The following is a 16,503-nucleotide window of genomic DNA, read 5'->3' as shown; positions in this document are numbered from 1 at the left end:
ATAGCAGTTGTTAAAAAGGTTTATGACCACATACATGGCCATAAACCTCTCTGTTCATTCATACGATTGAATCAATTCGATAATCCCTGCTGGTTGACCCGAATCGGCAGCGAGTTCAGCCGGTGTCATCCCGTCCTCATTCTCGAGGGACACGTCAGCCCCGCTATCGAGCAACAGCTCAATCGTATCGATATCCGCGCCTTCCCTGTATAGCAAGTTATGGAGCGGCGTATCCCCATACAGATCTTGCGTGTTGACATCGGCCCCGTCTGCCAGCAATGCCGCGAACTCTTCGTACGATGCATCGTTATAGGCAAGTTCTTGAATTGGTTCTTCCGTCATTGTATCAAGCGAGCCAAAACCTTCTGAGAAGCCCGTCAATCCGTCGCTCGTGAACAACCAAGCGACAATCGCCACGTTCACAATCACGCTCAACACGATTGTGCTGATGATTGATCCTTTGACATATCCGGCCGTCTTGAAGACCGGGACGTTCGTTTCCCCCGCGTTCGTCGCGATGGCCGCGATCCGTTTCGGGAGCGGCGGATGCGTCGATAACAGCTCACTCAGCTTGGCGATAAATCCGTTCTCACGGCTCGCTTCATATAAGTAGTCAAACTCGCTCACTTCTTTTGCTAACTTCCCACCGATGGCAAGAATCGTGAGGGCACGTTTCGATGCCGTTTGGTCTTGAATATGATGAGCTGCCATACGGTCACACGTAAACTCACAGGCACGTGAATAGGCTGACCCTAAAAACGGGATCCAGCCGCCGAGCATCATGGCCCACTGTTTTTGGACGTGATTACGGCGAATGTGTGCCAACTCATGTGCGATGACAAACTCAACTTCTTTTGTGTACCCATCACGTGACAACTCGACGATATCCGAATACAAGATAACCATGTTTTTTTGGAAGAAACGGGTCGCGAAAGCGTTCAAGACGCCTCCGGCTTGAAGAATATACACGTCCGGGAGTAGGCGAATTCCCATTTCCTGTCCGATACGTTGATAGGTCTGATATAGGTCGGCGAATTGACGCTCCGTCACTTTGACGCCGTTCGTACGAATATATCCGATTTGAAGCCAGTGCGTGAACAGCGACAACGCCAAAATCGAGACGATCACCCATAAAAAGATGCCGAGCGAGGCAATCGTGAAGACAATTCCTAAAATCACCGTCAACACGCTGGCTGCGACGAGTAGTCCAAAATACAGCTTTTCGTTCTTATGTACCAATTGCGATTGTTTCATGTAAAAATCCCCTTCATTTTCCATATGCATTCCATTATACCGGATAATTGGAAGAGGACAATAAAAAAAATAGAAACCGACATGTACGTCAGTTTCTATTCGATGGTCAAGCGATACAGTTGATCGTCCTCATTGCTCGGATTCCCGCGTCCGTCTGTGTTGTTCGTGATGAAGTAGAGTTCTCCGTCGCCTAACCAGACGTCACGGATGCGCCCTCTATCCTCGACGAGCGGAGTGACCTCTTTCGTCTCTCGGTCGATGGCAACAAGGCGATTCCCACGAAGCGTCGCCATGTACACGTAACGATCATCCGCCGCGATTCCCGACGGGGCCCACGACGTCTCGCCGACCTCGAACCACGGTGTCTCGAGCCCGTCTCGTTCTTGATCTGCCTCGATGAGCGGCCAGCCATAGTTATTGCCCTCTTCAAGGATGTTCACTTCGTCATGGCCGGACGCTCCATGTTCACTCGCATAGAGCGTGTCCTCGACTTGCGTCAACCCTTGAGGATTACGGTGACCCGACGAATAAATCCAATCGGTCGGCTCGCCTGCTCCTGATAACGGCACCCGTAACACTTTTCCGGCAATCGACGTCTCGTCCTGAGCGAGATCCGGAACGAGGGCGTCTCCCGTCGTGACCCAAAGCATATCGCCATCGAGCAACAACCGGCCTCCGTTATGGAACTGGGCGCCTGGGATGTCATCTAGTACGACTGCCGTCTCTTGAAACTGTTCCCCGTCCCACGTCAATTCGACGACCCGGTTACGTACGTCCCCGGGTGTCCCGTACGTGTGATAGGCGTACACTTGTCGAGATGTCGCGAAGTCTTCCGCCAAGGCCAGGCCGAGTAGACCACCCTCCCCGATTTCGAGCACATCTTCTTCGAGGACGACCGATTGTCGGTCAAGGTTCCCTTCCGCATCAATGACAGCGATCGTGCCACCCCGTTCCGAGATGAGCCATCCTTCATCGGTCCTGATCATCGACCACGGTACGTCCAATTGCTCGACGACAGATTCGCTCGAACCGACTGTCAACGAACCGTCTGTTTCCGGCGCTTCCTCTTCGACAGGAGTGTCGCCCGCAGGCGTTTCTTCGGTCGACTCTTCGACCGGTGCCTCTTCTGGTTCTGGTGCGTCAGCAGGTTCCGATGCACAACCTGCCAATACAGCAAGTGACAATATGAGGATCCATCGCTTCAACATGATCGCCTCCTTTTCACCATCATACCGTGTCTTTAGTTGTCGCGTGAAGGTTCGGGTGGGCTAGCCGGTAAGCGAAGCGCGATCAACAGTGCGATGAACGCCGCGAGTGCCGCCCCGATGAAGACGGTGTTCAAGCCCGTGGCGATGAGTTGTTCGCCTTGGAGCCGGACCGTGGCATCTAACGTCTCGATGACACTTCGATTAAAGAACGATTCAAGTGATACGCCGCTCAAGCCCGCCTCGTCACGGAAGCCACTGAGCACGATAAAGTTGAACACGGCACCGAACACGGCAACACCGAGCGTCTGACCGACGGTACTCAAAAATGAGTTCGCCGCCGTTGCGGTCCCGCGTTGTCGGTAAGACACGACGGTCTGCAAGACGACAATGAACATCGGTTGCGACAATCCGAACCCGACTCCGATGATGGCGACAGCGAGATAGACCCACGCGTCCGCGCTCGCCGGGTTCATGAGCGTTAAAATAATCGTCCCAATCAAGAGCAGGCTCATTCCCGTGACGGCTCGGCGGCGTGGTGACGCCGCCCCAAGCGTCCGACCGCCAATGATGGACGTGAATGTCCAAGCGACCGAGAGTGGCATGAGCATGAATCCGGCTTCCGTCGCTGATTTCCCAAGGACGGCCTGTGCCCAGATTGGGATATAGGCCGACATCGAAACGAGGACCCACGCCGCGAAGAAGACGGCCCCGTTGATGGACGCGATGATTGGTTGTTTCAATAATTCGAGTGGCAACAACGGTGTCTTCGCCCGTCGTTCCGATAAGAAGAAACTGGTGAGCAAGATGACGCTGAAAACGGCACTGACGATAATCGACGGCGTCCAGACGTTCGTCTCGCTGAACGTGATCAATCCATATAAGAATGCCGTCGTCCCAAACGCGAACAACAGCGCTCCTTTGACGTCAATCCGCTCCGTCGTCTCCGTCACCGTCTCTTTATAGAAGACAATGATCATGATGAACGATAAGAGCGCGAACGGTACGTTCAATAAGAAGACGTAGCGCCAAGACAACGTCTCGACCAAGAAACCGCCGATGACCGGACCGAGCACGCCCGATACGCCCCACACCGCGCTCAAAATCCCTTGAATCTTGCCGCGCTCTTCATATTTATATAAATCACCGATAACCGTCATCGAAATCGGTAAGACCGCACCGGCGCCGAGCCCTTGAAGCGCCCGGAAGACAATCAGTTGTTCCATCGATGTGGCAAGTCCGCAAAGAAGTGAGGCGATTGTGAACAGCCCGATCCCGAATAACAGGACACGCTTGCGGCCGAACAAATCGGCCACCTTCCCATAGATTGGTGTCGATACCGCCGTGAACAGCAAGAAGGCGGCAAACACCCAGCTCACGAGGGCGGCCCCGTTCAATTCACTCGCGATGACCGGCGTCGCGACGGAGACGACCGTCCCTTCAATCGCCGCTAAAAAAGTCGCCAACAACAGCGCGACCGTAACATTCTTTCTCATTTGTTTCATCTCCCCATTGAACTCCCCCCACCTACGCTTCGCTTAGAGGTGGAGGATTCCTGAGTCATCCGGTCTAATGACCGGAACCTGATCAGGCTAGCCCCGTCGGCCCGACGGTTGAAGAGGCTAAGATTCGTTCAGCCTCTAGTTTCAAGTTCTGTCCTGCGTTCACATCGCGGTCGTGGTGAATCCCGCAACCCGGGCATGTCCACTCGCGCAGACCGAGATGCTTCACGTCTTTGTGTTGATAGCCGCAACTCGAACAGAGCTGGCTCGAGGCGAAGGTCTTCCCGACCTTCACGACGGTCTTGCCGTACCAGTCCGCCTTGTACTCGAGCATGCGAAAGAACTCCGACCAACTGACATCGGAGATGGACTTGCTCAACTTCCGGTCTTTCTGCATGTCTTTCACCTGCAAGGTCTCGATGCCGATGACGTCGTGGTTTTTGACGATCTCGGTCGACACCTTCTGCAGGAGGTCCGTGCGTCTGTTGGCGATCTTCTCGTGGATGCGGGCGACCTTGCGCTTCTGCTTCTGGTAGTTCCTCGCCTCGGACAGCTTGACGTTCCGGTTCATAGCGATGATTCGACGCCGCGACAGCTTGCGCTGCTCGCGGGCGAGCTTCTCCTCGAGCGAACGGAAGTACCGGTCGTTTTGGTACACCGTGCCGTCGGACAGGACGGCGAAACGTCTCAGCCCGACGTCGACGCCGATCGTGGAGCCGGTCTTCGGCAGTTCGTCGATTTCCTGCTCGACGCACAGCGAAAGTACTTGCCCGTCGCGTTCCGGCGGATCGTGGCGCTGAGGATGCGGCCCTCGACCCGTCTCGAGTTGGCGAACCGGACCCAATTCAACTTCGGGAGCTTGAGCCGGTTCCCGACGATCGACACCCCGGGGTCCTGCGACCTGCCCTGGATGTTCGTCGTGTACGACTGGGTCGGGTTCCGTTTCGACTTGAAGCGCGGGTGCCCGTTCTGTTCCATGAAGAGGCGGTCATAGCCGTCGGCTAAGTGCTTCAACGACCACTGCAGGGCCGTGCTGTCGACCTCTTTCAGCCACGCAAGCTCGGCCTTCATCGCCGGCAACCCCTTGGAGCACAAGTCATAGGACAGCCCCGCACCGCTCGCCTGATACGCCTCCTCCCACTTCGCGAGGAAGTGGTTGAAGACGAAGCGGGCGCAGCCGAGCGTCTTGATAATTTGGGTTTCTTGTTCTAGGGTCGGGTAGATTCGAAACTTGTATCCTTTATGTGTCAACACGCTACTCACCTCCTCTAGGTATTTATACCAAAAAAAGGTTTTCGCGATTCATCTCCCACTTTCACTAGAGCTTCGCCCGCGACGTTCAGAAGTGAGCGTATTCTCGCCTAATTTTGATAAAATAGTGGTGCCGGAAGGTTCCGAGCACCACTTCAACTATCTATTATTTTGTGCGAGCGACGACCGTTTGACAAGCCTCAACTTCCGATTCAAAAAAGAAACGTTTGATTTCAGCGTAGGCCAACGCTTCGTCTGTTACGACGACACGACCCGCGAGCTGACCACCCTTGAGCATCCATACCTCGTCAGCGAGCATCGCCGCAACGTCGAGCTGGTGCGTCGAGCAGACAATCGTCGCCCCGCGCTCAGCTTCTTCCCGCAACAGGCCACCGAGCAGACGCATCCAAGTCGGATCGAGTCCGTTCGTCGGTTCATCGAGGAGTAGGATGTCTGGTTTCGTCACGAGCGCCTGCGCCAGCAAGAGACGTTGACGCATCCCTTTTGACAACTTCCCGACGTCCTGACTTCTCAATCCGTCGAGACCGACGCGCTTCAATAGTGCCAAATCCGGCTTCACACCTTGCCATAATGCGTAGTAGGCGTAGGTTTCACCGACGGTCCAAGACGGGTCGAACGCAAAGTCGTCTGGCATGTATCCAAACGTCTGATGGTACGCCTTGCCGTCATCGATTGTCAGACCGTTCAAGGACACGCTCCCGACGCTTGGGGAAATCGTGCCGTTCATGAGATTCAACAGCGTCGACTTCCCAGCACCGTTGCTGCCACATAAAGCGACGATCTGACCTGAAGCAATCATTCCATCAAGCGGATGGAGCGCCCATGACTCGCCGTAGCGTTTCCCTACTTGATTAAGCTGAATCATGTCGTCCCTCCCGTCTTAACCACCAAGCCGCCGCGCCCAATAGACTGAGAATGACCCCGACGATCGTCGCACCGACGACGGCCGTACCGACCGGGCCGTCGAGCCAACCAATAAACGTCTCATAGATGGCCCCGAACAAATCGGGGGCCGCCAATACTGCACTCACCCAGACTCGCAACAGCTCGAATCCGTTCAAGAAAAGGGCACCGACCATCGCTTCCGCCTGAACCCCGTACGGCATCCACGCGATGACACTCACGAGCACCGTCGGCCATAATAAAATCATGACAATCCAGACGAGGAAAGACATGAGGACGGCTTGAAGCCGATTTCGGCCGATGACGCCAACGAATGTCCCGAGCGCCGTACCATACGCGATGAGGCCAAACGAATATGCCCATAGGACGACCCACGTCTTGAGAGGCATCGATACGAAGAATGACGAGAGCGCATAGGCGAGCGTGACAATCAAAGCCTGCGTCGCGAGAAAGGCGCTGTAACGCATCCAGACGAGTCGAAACATCGATAGCGGGTACGTCGTCAATAGTCGCAACCGTTTCGACTCCCGTTCTCCCCCCCACTGGAGCGCCGTCGTCAACATGACGAACAGGGGCAAGACGAGGCCGATGATGGTGAGCAATGTCGCGTTGATGTTCGTGTAGGCGGTCGCCACCGGCAGTGCTTGTCCGAGACCGCCGAGCAGCACGAGTGTCACCATCCAGGTGAACAGGAAGACATAACTCTCTTTTTGACGTAACGTGCGCGACCACTCGATCCGCCACAGCATCATTTACTGTCCGTGGCCTTCTGACGAATCGCTATCACTCATCTTGTTGTCGTCATCTTTGTGCATCTTGTTATGTTGTTTCATTTCTCCGCGTTCCCATGAATGGCTCTTCAAGTCGTCGAGGTCCATGACCGTGCCACCGTTCTCGTCCACGTAAGCCTCAGCATCCGCTGCCTTCGCGAACGAGACGATATTGTAAGCCATCGGTGTCTTCGACATCTTATCGTAAACGAACGCCCCTTCTTCGAGGTCGACCCATTCTTTCGTGTTGTAGTCTTTGACGTACATGGCCGCGATGTCTTCCTCCGTTTGTTCTGGATACCAGTCCCGCATCAAACACCCGATGTCATCAAACGCATAGCCTTTTCCGTTGTCCATGATTGCCTCGGCAGCGAACTGTTCGTCCATAATCTTCATGTTACACACCTCGCATTCGGTCTCGCCCCATTTGATGTCGAACGGTTCCGCCGCCGCACTCGAACATGCCCCTAAGGCTAGCGTCAATCCTGACGCGGTAAGTAATCCTGCCATCTTCTTATAAGTAATCATCTTGTTTCCTCCCAAATCGCCATAATAAAATCAATAATCCACTCAACACGGTTGCCCCAACTGTTCCTTGCCATTCCAACTCGAACGACGTCGCCCGGGGCGAAACGTCGGTGAGCGTGACCTCGTCGGGGCTCCTGAGGACACGCTCGAGTACGGTCAATCCTGGGGCCCCGTACAATAATTCAAACGCTTCATATGAATCAGCGAGTAAAAACAAATACGGATCGGCACGATACGGGATCTCACTCTGTCCATCCCGTGTCAAATCAAGTGTCTGTCCACCCCAATCGTTCCCGACGACCACGTTATCGGCCGCTTCGAATGATACGACGGGATAGCGATTATTCGTCACATCGTTCCCGGTCAGCGTCATCCCGTTAGCCCGTTTTAAACGCAGGCCAATATCATTTCCGTTCACTCCATTGTCGTGAATCGCTGTCCATTCCGACTTCTCGGCATAGATGCCGACACGGTTCCCATAGATCGCATTGGCGCGGATGCTCGTTTCAACCGCTTCGAACAACATGAGTCCCATCCCGCTCGCACCGACTTGGTCATAGATTTGTCCATTTTCGATGCGGACGCGCTCGGTCCCCATCACCATCGCGCCCGTTTCATTGTGGTGCAGGTTCGGTGATAGAATCGAGACGTCCGTCGGGAACATGAGATGAATGCCGTACCTTGAGTTCGTGACGAGCGGTCGGACCAATTCGTGTCCGGTCCCATTTTCGATATAAATCCCGTCACGGACATGGTCGATGATGGCTCCTTTGATCACAGTCGCTTCGCTATCGTGGATGGAGATGCCGTCTTCACGGCCCTTGCCCGTCACGTTCGGGCGAATCAATCGGACCCCGTAACTATCCTCGACAGCAATCCCGGTCCCGGCCGCCTCGATTGTGACATCGATGACTTGATGGCCGAGTCCTACGATAAATACCGCGGGTCCCCTGGCCTGATTGCACTGCTCGATCTCGACGTTCTCGAGCACGGCCCCGGTCCCTTCAAGTTGAAATGCAGGGCGTTCGCAACTGCTGAATCGCTTTCCTTCGCCGTTAAACGTTTCGTTCGATTGAATCACGATTGGTGCTTCGAGCGACACCGCCCCTGTATCCGCGTGTACTGCTGCGGGCGCGAAAAACCATAACGCGAGTAACCAGCCTAGTTGTCTCATAACCCCTCCTCTTGATGAATCGCTTACAAACCATATTGTACGAAAACCTAGGGGGGTATGTGTGTCGTTTTTATGGGATTCGTGTGACAGTTTCTTCATAAAAAAAACACAAGCGGCGAAGGGGTCATTTCGCCGCTTGTGTTGCTGTTATTTCGCCTTGTCGGCCCATACTTTCGTGAAGTCTTGGAGCATCTCGTCGCCGGTCTTTTGACCGCCAACGTACGCTTGCATCAACGCACCATATTCGTTGACCGCACCATCCGGGTACTTGAACCAGTTCCATGAGATCGTCTTGCCTTCGTTCGAATAGGCCAAGATATCATCAGCCAGTGGTCCAAGGTCGTTCGCTTCAATCGATTTGAACGCCGGGATGAATTTGAACTTGTTGACCATGTAGTCTTTACCCGTATCTGACGTCGCCATCCACTCGAGGAAGTCTTTCGCTTCTTCCTTATACTCCGAGTTTTTGTTGACGACCCAGTTGTTCGGGACACCGACCGGCAAGCGGTCCATCTTCTCTTTGTCATCGTTGATTGGGATTGGCACGAAGCCCATCTCGATGTCCGGGTTTACGTCGAGAATCATCTGTTGGGCCCAGTTCCCTTGTTGAAGCATCGCTGTCTCACCTTGCGCGAACTGTGTGACTTGCGTATTATAGTCCGTCGTGAGTGGATTCTTATTGCCGTATTTGATGGTGAGGTCGAACAGTTTCAAGAACTGTTGGAACTGCTCGTTGTCCTCAAATTTCCCTTTATTCTCGTTCAATGCCTGGATGAACGCATCCGGATCGTCTTGTTGCGCCATTGGAATGTTGAGCAAGTGGATTCCGAGGATCCAGAACTCGGCGTAACCGACTGAGAACGGCGTGATGCCCGCTTTGTCCAATTTCTCAGCCGCATCCGTCAACTCTGACAACGTCTTCGGCAGTTCGCTGATGCCGGCCTTTTCGAACAGCTCTTTATTATAGATGAAACCATACCCTTCCAAGTTCATCGGCATTCCGTAAAGTTTGTCGTCCATCGTCATCGGTTCTTTGGCCACTTCGGTCAAATCACCGACCCATTTCTCGTCCGACAAGTCTTCTAACTTGTCCTTCCACGTCTGCGCTTCGGTGAAGCCACCGTTATTGAAGATGTCCGGTTCATTGCCTGACGCGAACTGAGATTTGAGCGCAGCCCCATAATCGGCTCCACCTCCGACCGTTTGAACGGTCACTTTGACGCCCGTCTCTTCCTCGTATTCTTTCGCCATTGCTTCGAGGTCTTTCGCGATTTCCGCTTTGAACTGGAAGACATTCAATGTGACATCTTGTTTGTCGCCGTTATCCGCGTTCGCATCGTTCGACCCTTCCTCTTCCGTTAGCGACCCGCCGCCACAGGCCGCAAGCGTCAATACCATCCCCGCCGTCATGACGGCGGTTGATAATCTCCATTTACGTTTCATTTCGCTTCCTCCTAAGTATAGAGTCGACAATTCTTCAACACTCGGTACACCCTAACTTTAGATGAAAACGCTTCCATTATGTAGGTGTCAAAATTGACGTGTAGGGTGGAAAATGTTGCACAGAAAACCAGGACTTTCTTGTTGGAAAGAAAGTCCTGGTTCTAGTTTCTTCTATATAATTACAACAGGCTGATTCCAGCTTCTTCACATGCTGCGATCATCTCACTCGGCCAAACCGAAGATTGAACTTCGCCGATATGGCGAGCGCGAAGCAAGTACATCGCGATACGTGATTGTCCGATGCCGCCGCCAATCGTGAGCGGGAGGCGTCCTTCAAGTACTGCTTGATGGAACGGATATTTCCGTTTTTCTTCAGCACCGGCTGTCACCAACTGCTCTTCAAGCGCCTTTTCATCGACACGGATTCCCATCGACGACAATTCGAACGCCGATTCGAGTTCCGGGTGCCAGACGAGAATATCGCCGTTGAGTGACCAGTCGTCATAATCCGCCGCACGTCCGTCATGCTTATCGCCCGAAGCGAGTGCGCCGCCGATTTGCGAGAGGAAGACCGCGCCATATTCTTTACAAATCGCGTGCTCACGTTCTTTCGGCGTGAGCGCCGGGTAAAGGTCTTCAAGCTCTTGGCTCGTCAAGAAATGAATCGACTCTGGCAAGATCGCCTCAATCCCGTACATCGATTCGACCGTCTGTTCCGTTTCGCGCAGTGCCGCGTAGATTGATTCGACCGTCGCCTTCAAATATTCGATCGTCCGGTGTTCCCGAGCGATGACACGTTCCCAATCCCACTGATCGACGTAGAGCGAGTGTGTGGCATCGAGCTCTTCATCACGACGGATGGCGCGCATCTGTGTGTACAACCCTTCACCGACTTCGAATCCGTAGCGGCCGAGCGCTTCGCGTTTCCATTTTGCGAGCGATTGAACGATTTCGAGTTCGTGTCCTGGATACTGTGTGTCGAATTGGATGATGCGTTCGACGCCGTTCAAATGGTCGTTGACACCGCTCGCCGATGTGACGAACAGAGGTGCTTGAACTTGTGTGAGTCCGAGTGCCGTGCTGAACTTGTCTTCGAATGTCGCCTTCACTACTGTAATCGCCTGTTGTTTTGCTTTCATCTTGCTTGTTGCTGTTGTTGTCATTTTTTCTTCCTCCAATTGTGGGATTTCGGGATGGAGCAATAGAAAAAAGCCCTCCAATCCCATGGACTATGGGACGGAAGGCTTCAAGCTCCGCGGTGCCACCCAAATTAGTAGACGAATCTACTCACTTTTTCGAGACGAACATCTCGTAGTTCCGATAACGGGGAACAGTCCGGCTACGTCTACTTGCAAAGCGTTCGGGTAGCGACTCCAGGAGGTTCTTCGACAGAGATTTCAGTCCGGGCTCTCACCTTCCCCGGCTCGCTTTGCTTACGTCTTCTGTGTACTCGTCCTTTCAATGTCGTTCACAATTGAATTGACCCAATTATTATAAATATTCAGACGAATGTCAACAGATTTTTCAAAAAAAAATTCTCCCCCGTGTAGCGGACGAGGGAGATCCCTTGGGAAGGGTTATTTGATCGAGCCGCTCGTGATCCCTTTGATGATATGCTTTTGCATACCGAAGAAAAAGACGAGGAGCGGAACGATCCCAAGAACTAAACCAGCGAGTGCCAAATCCCATTGTTTTGTATATTGTCCGAAGAAATAGAACGTCGCGAGCGGAATCGTCCGCAGCTCGATGTCTCGGAGGACAAGTGAAGGTAAGAGAAAATCGTTCCAAATCCAAAGGCTGTTCAAAATGACGATCGTCACCGTGATCGGTTTCAGGAGCGGGAACACGATCCGCCAAAAGACGCCCCACGTCGAGCAACCGTCAATAATGGCCGCTTCTTCAATCTCTTCCGGAATCGACTTCATAAAACCGTGGTATAGAAAGACGGAGATTCCAGAGCCGAAGCCAAGATACATGACCATCAGTCCCCAATGGCTGTTCAACAGACCGAGTACGCTCGACACTTTTACGAGTGGAATCATAATCGATTGGAACGGGATGACCATTGCCGCAACGAACAAGAAGAAGATGACGGTCGAAATCCAATGTTTTGTCCGGACGAGCTTCCATGCCGCCATCGACGTGAACAGCACGATGAGAAGGTTTGCCCCTGCCGTGATGAGAAGCGAGTTCAAGAAGACGCGTCCGTAGTTCATCGCCTCCCACGCCTCTGAATAATTCGAGCCGAGCCAAACGCTCGGCAAGGCGGACGTGTTCGTGTAAATCTCAGCAATCGATTTGAACGAGTTGACGATGACGTAATAGAACGGGACGAGATATAACAGCCCGAGCAAAATCGCTACCAGTTCGACGAGACCGAGACCGGCCGTATATCCACCCGCCCGTAGCGGTTTTTGCGGTAGCAATCGCTGCGGGGATGAGTCGACCTTCGCTTCGATGCGTTCAATTTTTTCTGTCGTCATGCCTCCACCTCCCGCTTTTTCGTCAAGTAGACTTGAGTGACGGTAATCGCCGCGACGACAAGGAAGAAGATGACCGCTTTCGCCGACCCGAGACCGTAATTGTTATTCACGAACGATTCCGTATAGATGTTCAAGGCGAGCATCTCGGTCGATTTGAACGGGCCTCCGTTCGTGAGCGACAAGTTCGTGTCGAACACTTTGAACGACCAGGAAATCGTCAAAAACAGACAGATGGTGATTGACGGCATAATCATCGGTAACGTGATGTGACGCAACATTTTCAACTTGTTCGCCCCGTCGATTTTAGCCGCTTCGAGTAAATCTGTCGGCACATTTTGAAGCGCTGCGATGTAAATGACCATCACATAGCCCCCACCTTGCCAGATGGCGACAATGACGATGCCCCAAAACGCTGTTTGGGCATCACCAAGCCACGGTAGTTCGAACAGACTCCATCCTGTCAGCGCCCCGATTGACTCGAAACCTTTCACATAGATGAACTGCCAAATGAATCCGAGGATGAGTCCTCCGATCAAGTTCGGCATGAAAAAGATCGTTCGCAACAGGTTGCGTGTCTTGATGTTCATCGTCAATAGCAAAGCCAACAGGAAGCCGACAATATTCGTCAGCACCACGGCCACGAGCGTATATTTCGTCGTGATCCAGAACGAGGCACGGAACTGCTCATCCTCAAATAAAATCCGATGATAGTTGTCGAGTCCAACCATATTCAATTGTCCTGTCACGCCGTTCCAATCCGTGAAACTGTAGTAAATCCCGTTGAAGAATGGAATAAGCACAATCGCCACAAACGCTAAAAACGCCGGACCGACGAATGCGATAAAACTCGCCGGCTTTTTCCAGTTCCGTTTCTGCTTGATTCGTTTCGATGTTTCTGTCATGTTCATCGCCTCCACTATCAACTTACCGTCTACAGCCAAGAATGAAAACGGATACATTTGACAGAAAGGGTGGAATATATTGCACTCAATGGGTGAATTCTACGAGACGATGAGTTATGATAAACTCAATGACAACACGAACGAGTCTTCCCTAATGGAGATTTAAACCTTGATTCCAAGTCGATTCACGAATGAAAACACTTAAAAATAATACAATGTTCGAAAGTGGAGGGATTTTATACATGACGACGATTAAACCGTTATCCGACCTAACAATTGCCCAACAAGCCGAGATGTTACCCGTCAAAGAGATTGCGGAAAAACTCGGTTTACAAGAAGATGACATCGATCTATACGGGAAATATAAAGCCAAGTTATCCTTCGATGTACTTGATCGGATGTCGACTCGCGAAGACGGGAAACTCATCCTTGTCACGGCAATCAATCCGACCCCAGCCGGTGAAGGAAAGTCGACCGTCACCGTTGGCCTCGGCCAAGCACTCAACCAACTCGACAAACAAGCGATCGTTTGTCTTCGTGAACCGTCGCTCGGCCCGACGATGGGCTTAAAAGGCGGTGCGGCCGGCGGCGGGTTCAGCCAAGTGTTGCCGATGGAAGACATCAATCTTCACTTCACAGGTGACATGCACGCAATCACTTCCGCACATAACACAATTAGCGCCATGCTCGATAATCATCTCCACCAAGGAAACGATCTCGGGATCGACGTCCGTAAAGTCGTTTGGAAACGTGTCCTCGACTTGAATGACCGCGCGCTTCGTCACGTGACGATCGGCCTTGGCGGCAGTGCCCACGGAGTGCCTCGTGAAGACGGGTTCGATATCACGGTCGCTTCTGAAATCATGGCCATCCTCTGCCTCGCCGATTCGTTGACCGATCTTGAGGCGCGCATCAAACGAATCGTCGTCGCGTACGATCAGGACAATGAGCCGATCACAGCCGAACAAATCGGTGCGGCCGGAGCCGCGACACTACTGTTGAAAGAAGCGTTCAAGCCGAACTTGGTGCAGACGCTCGAACAGACGCCTGCCCTCGTCCACGGCGGACCGTTCGCCAACATCGCCCACGGCTGCAACTCGTTGATCGCGACGAAAACCGCGCTCAAACTCGGCGAATACGTCGTCACTGAAGCCGGATTCGGAGCCGACCTCGGGGCCGAGAAGTTCTGTCATATCAAGTCGCGTATCGGAAAACTGAATCCAGACGCCGTCGTCCTCGTGGCAACGGTTCGTGCCTTGAAAATGCATGGCGGTATCGCCAAAGATCAACTCCACGTCGAGAACGTCGGAGCCGTCGGGAACGGATTGAAACTTCTCGCCAAACACGTTGAGACGATGGGGAAACTCGGATTGCCGACTGTCGTCGCACTCAACCGATTCAATTCGGATACGCCAGAAGAATTGTCGGCCGTCATCGAGTGGTGTGAAGCGAACCACATTCGTGTCGCGTTAAGTGAGGTTTGGTCAAATGGCGGACAAGGCGGACTCGCCCTCGCCGAGGCCGTCATCGAAACGATTGAGTCGAACGAGAGTGCGTTTACTCCCCTCTATGCGTTGACCGATTCGATCGAACAAAAAATCTTGACGATTGCCCGCGAAGTGTATGGGGCGGCCGACGTCATGTTCACCGCGACCGCGAAAAAGCAGATGGCACAAATCGAAGCAAACGGCTGGCAGCACTTGCCAATCTGTATGGCGAAGACGCCGTTCTCGCTGTCGGATGACCCGACGAAACTCGGATATCAGCATGGATTCACTGTGACTGTAAGAGAGTTGAAACCGTCGGTCGGCGCCGGTTTCCTCGTCGCCTTGACAGGAAACGTCTTGACGATGCCAGGGTTGCCGAAACAACCGGCCGCCTTGAATATGGGAATCGACGACACCGGCAAAGCGATCGGTTTATTTTAAAAAAGCGATGGAGGGATAGGGATGGACGTCACAGAACATACGTATGCGGACGGATACAGGACACAACTCCTGCACGTCAAGGCGAGACAGCCAATTGGAAATTGTTTCATCTTTCACGGCATGCTAGAGCATCATGGTCGATATGTCGAATTCGCTGATTATTTGTCAAAAATTGGTTTTAACGTATTCTTATGTGACCTCCGAGGCGCAGGTTCTTCAGCACGGGATCAATCCACTTACGCTCACTTGTCTCCACATGCAGGCTTCGATCAAATGGTCGACGACGCCATCTCGCTCCTCGACCATTATCAAGACGATTTGCCGACCGTCATTCTCGGGCATAGTTTCGGCTCACTCCTTGCCCGTCGCCTCGGTCAACAGTTAGGTCATCGCCTAGCTGGCGTGATCGCCGTCTCTCCACCTCCCCACTCGGGATGGATTGGACGCGTCGGACTCTATGCGATTGAACTGGCCATCCGGTTCAAAGGGAGCAACTATAACTCTCGCTTTTTCGAACGCTTACTATTTGGACGGTATAACTTGAAATTCTTACCGGCCACGACCGAGAGCGATTGGATTTCAAGTGTTCCTGAAGAAGTATCCGCCTATTTAAATGACCCGAATTGCGGCGGAATTCCGACGCTCGGTTACTTGCACGAAGTAGCACGCGCATCGCTCGATGTGACGTCTACCGCTCGAATCCACGAACATCCGAAAACGTTACCGATGTTGTTCGTTGTCGGGGCCGACGATCCAGTCGTCCATGACGGTGAGGGACTAACGGGAATCGTCCGCAAGCATCAGTCTGCTGACATCGAGTTGACCGTCCTCTCCTATGACGACGCCAGACATGAGATTCTACGTGAACGACAACAACAAGATGTCTGGACCGATATCGGCGATTGGATGGGTCAAACCGTACAAATCACAAAAATAACCTCCTAGTAAATGGAGGTTCAGATTGTTGACTAACAGAATGTTTTCGCTCATCCTCTTGGCGCCTCCGCTTTCCTAGGGGCGAGCAGGGAGCCGCATCGCGACGTTGTCGCTGCTGGGTCTCCCTCCGCTCGCTGATCCCTCAGGAGTCTCCGGCGCCGTCGGATGAGCGCCGTGAGAGGCCGCCCCTGGGTGGCCTCTCG

At 53.0% G+C, this 16,503-nt stretch carries 13 protein-coding genes, 1 pseudogene and 1 other annotated feature; of the genes and pseudogenes, 2 read left to right on the top strand and 12 right to left on the bottom strand.

Annotated elements, in window-relative coordinates; all coding sequences use genetic code 11:
* Positions 1–54: 54 nt before the first annotated feature.
* The 12 genes and pseudogenes from EVJ33_RS12745 to EVJ33_RS12690 all read right to left on the bottom strand — a co-directional run bounded on the left by EVJ33_RS12745 (position 55) and on the right by EVJ33_RS12690 (position 13,436).
* The gene (locus EVJ33_RS12745) at positions 55–1,254 is read right to left on the bottom strand and encodes a M48 family metallopeptidase (protein ID WP_161566937.1); all 1,200 of its coding nucleotides are present in this window, start codon (positions 1,252–1,254) and stop codon (positions 55–57) included.
* Positions 1,255–1,349: 95 nt separating this feature from the next.
* Positions 1,350–2,459, bottom strand: coding sequence for a PQQ-dependent sugar dehydrogenase (locus tag EVJ33_RS12740; RefSeq protein WP_236634627.1), 1,110 nt, complete (start codon positions 2,457–2,459; stop codon positions 1,350–1,352).
* Positions 2,460–2,494: 35 nt separating this feature from the next.
* Positions 2,495–3,955, bottom strand: coding sequence for an MDR family MFS transporter (locus EVJ33_RS12735; RefSeq protein ID WP_131437706.1), 1,461 nt, complete (start codon positions 3,953–3,955; stop codon positions 2,495–2,497).
* Positions 3,956–4,046: 91 nt separating this feature from the next.
* Positions 4,047–5,215: pseudogene (gene tnpB, locus EVJ33_RS12730) on the bottom strand (IS200/IS605 family element RNA-guided endonuclease TnpB).
* 163 nt (positions 5,216–5,378) lie between these two features.
* Complete coding sequence (locus EVJ33_RS12725; protein WP_131437704.1) at positions 5,379–6,098, bottom strand: ABC transporter ATP-binding protein; 720 nt, start codon at positions 6,096–6,098, stop codon at positions 5,379–5,381.
* On the bottom strand, positions 6,085–6,888 hold the full coding sequence (locus EVJ33_RS12720) for an ABC transporter permease (RefSeq protein WP_236634626.1): 804 nt from the start codon (positions 6,886–6,888) through the stop codon (positions 6,085–6,087). The genes EVJ33_RS12725 and EVJ33_RS12720 overlap by 14 nt, the downstream gene beginning before the upstream one ends.
* Complete coding sequence (locus tag EVJ33_RS12715; protein ID WP_131437700.1) at positions 6,889–7,434, bottom strand: nitrous oxide reductase accessory protein NosL; 546 nt, start codon at positions 7,432–7,434, stop codon at positions 6,889–6,891. It abuts the gene before it with no gap.
* A complete protein-coding gene (locus EVJ33_RS12710; protein WP_131437698.1) occupies positions 7,421–8,608 on the bottom strand; it encodes a right-handed parallel beta-helix repeat-containing protein in 1,188 nt (395 codons plus the stop codon). The genes EVJ33_RS12715 and EVJ33_RS12710 overlap by 14 nt, the downstream gene beginning before the upstream one ends.
* A 147-nt stretch (positions 8,609–8,755) precedes the next feature.
* On the bottom strand, positions 8,756–10,051 hold the full coding sequence (locus EVJ33_RS12705) for an ABC transporter substrate-binding protein (RefSeq protein WP_131437696.1): 1,296 nt from the start codon (positions 10,049–10,051) through the stop codon (positions 8,756–8,758).
* A 179-nt stretch (positions 10,052–10,230) separates the two neighbouring features.
* A complete protein-coding gene (gene asnA / locus EVJ33_RS12700) occupies positions 10,231–11,214 on the bottom strand; it encodes an aspartate--ammonia ligase (protein ID WP_131437694.1) in 984 nt (327 codons plus the stop codon).
* Positions 11,215–11,280: 66 nt separating this feature from the next.
* Positions 11,281–11,522, bottom strand: a binding site (T-box leader).
* A 106-nt stretch (positions 11,523–11,628) separates the two neighbouring features.
* Positions 11,629–12,534, bottom strand: coding sequence for a carbohydrate ABC transporter permease (locus EVJ33_RS12695; RefSeq protein ID WP_131437692.1), 906 nt, complete (start codon positions 12,532–12,534; stop codon positions 11,629–11,631).
* Positions 12,531–13,436, bottom strand: a complete 906-nt coding sequence (locus tag EVJ33_RS12690) for a carbohydrate ABC transporter permease (RefSeq protein ID WP_483297314.1) — start codon at positions 13,434–13,436, stop codon at positions 12,531–12,533. Before EVJ33_RS12690 ends, EVJ33_RS12695 begins: the two co-directional genes overlap by 4 nt.
* A 242-nt stretch (positions 13,437–13,678) precedes the next feature.
* Between EVJ33_RS12690 and EVJ33_RS12685 the strand changes: the two genes are divergently transcribed.
* Together EVJ33_RS12685 and EVJ33_RS12680 are read left to right on the top strand one after the other, a co-directional pair.
* A complete protein-coding gene (locus EVJ33_RS12685; RefSeq protein ID WP_131437690.1) occupies positions 13,679–15,364 on the top strand; it encodes a formate--tetrahydrofolate ligase in 1,686 nt (561 codons plus the stop codon).
* A 21-nt stretch (positions 15,365–15,385) separates the two neighbouring features.
* A complete protein-coding gene (locus EVJ33_RS12680) occupies positions 15,386–16,309 on the top strand; it encodes an alpha/beta fold hydrolase (protein ID WP_131437688.1) in 924 nt (307 codons plus the stop codon).
* The last annotated feature ends 194 nt before the right edge of the window (positions 16,310–16,503 follow it).

Source organism: Exiguobacterium sp. SL-10 (assembly GCF_004337025.1).
Lineage (GTDB): Bacteria > Bacillota > Bacilli > Exiguobacteriales > Exiguobacteriaceae > Exiguobacterium.
Note: the sequence above shows the minus strand (reverse complement) of the source record. Positions and strands in the feature narration are given on the sequence as shown.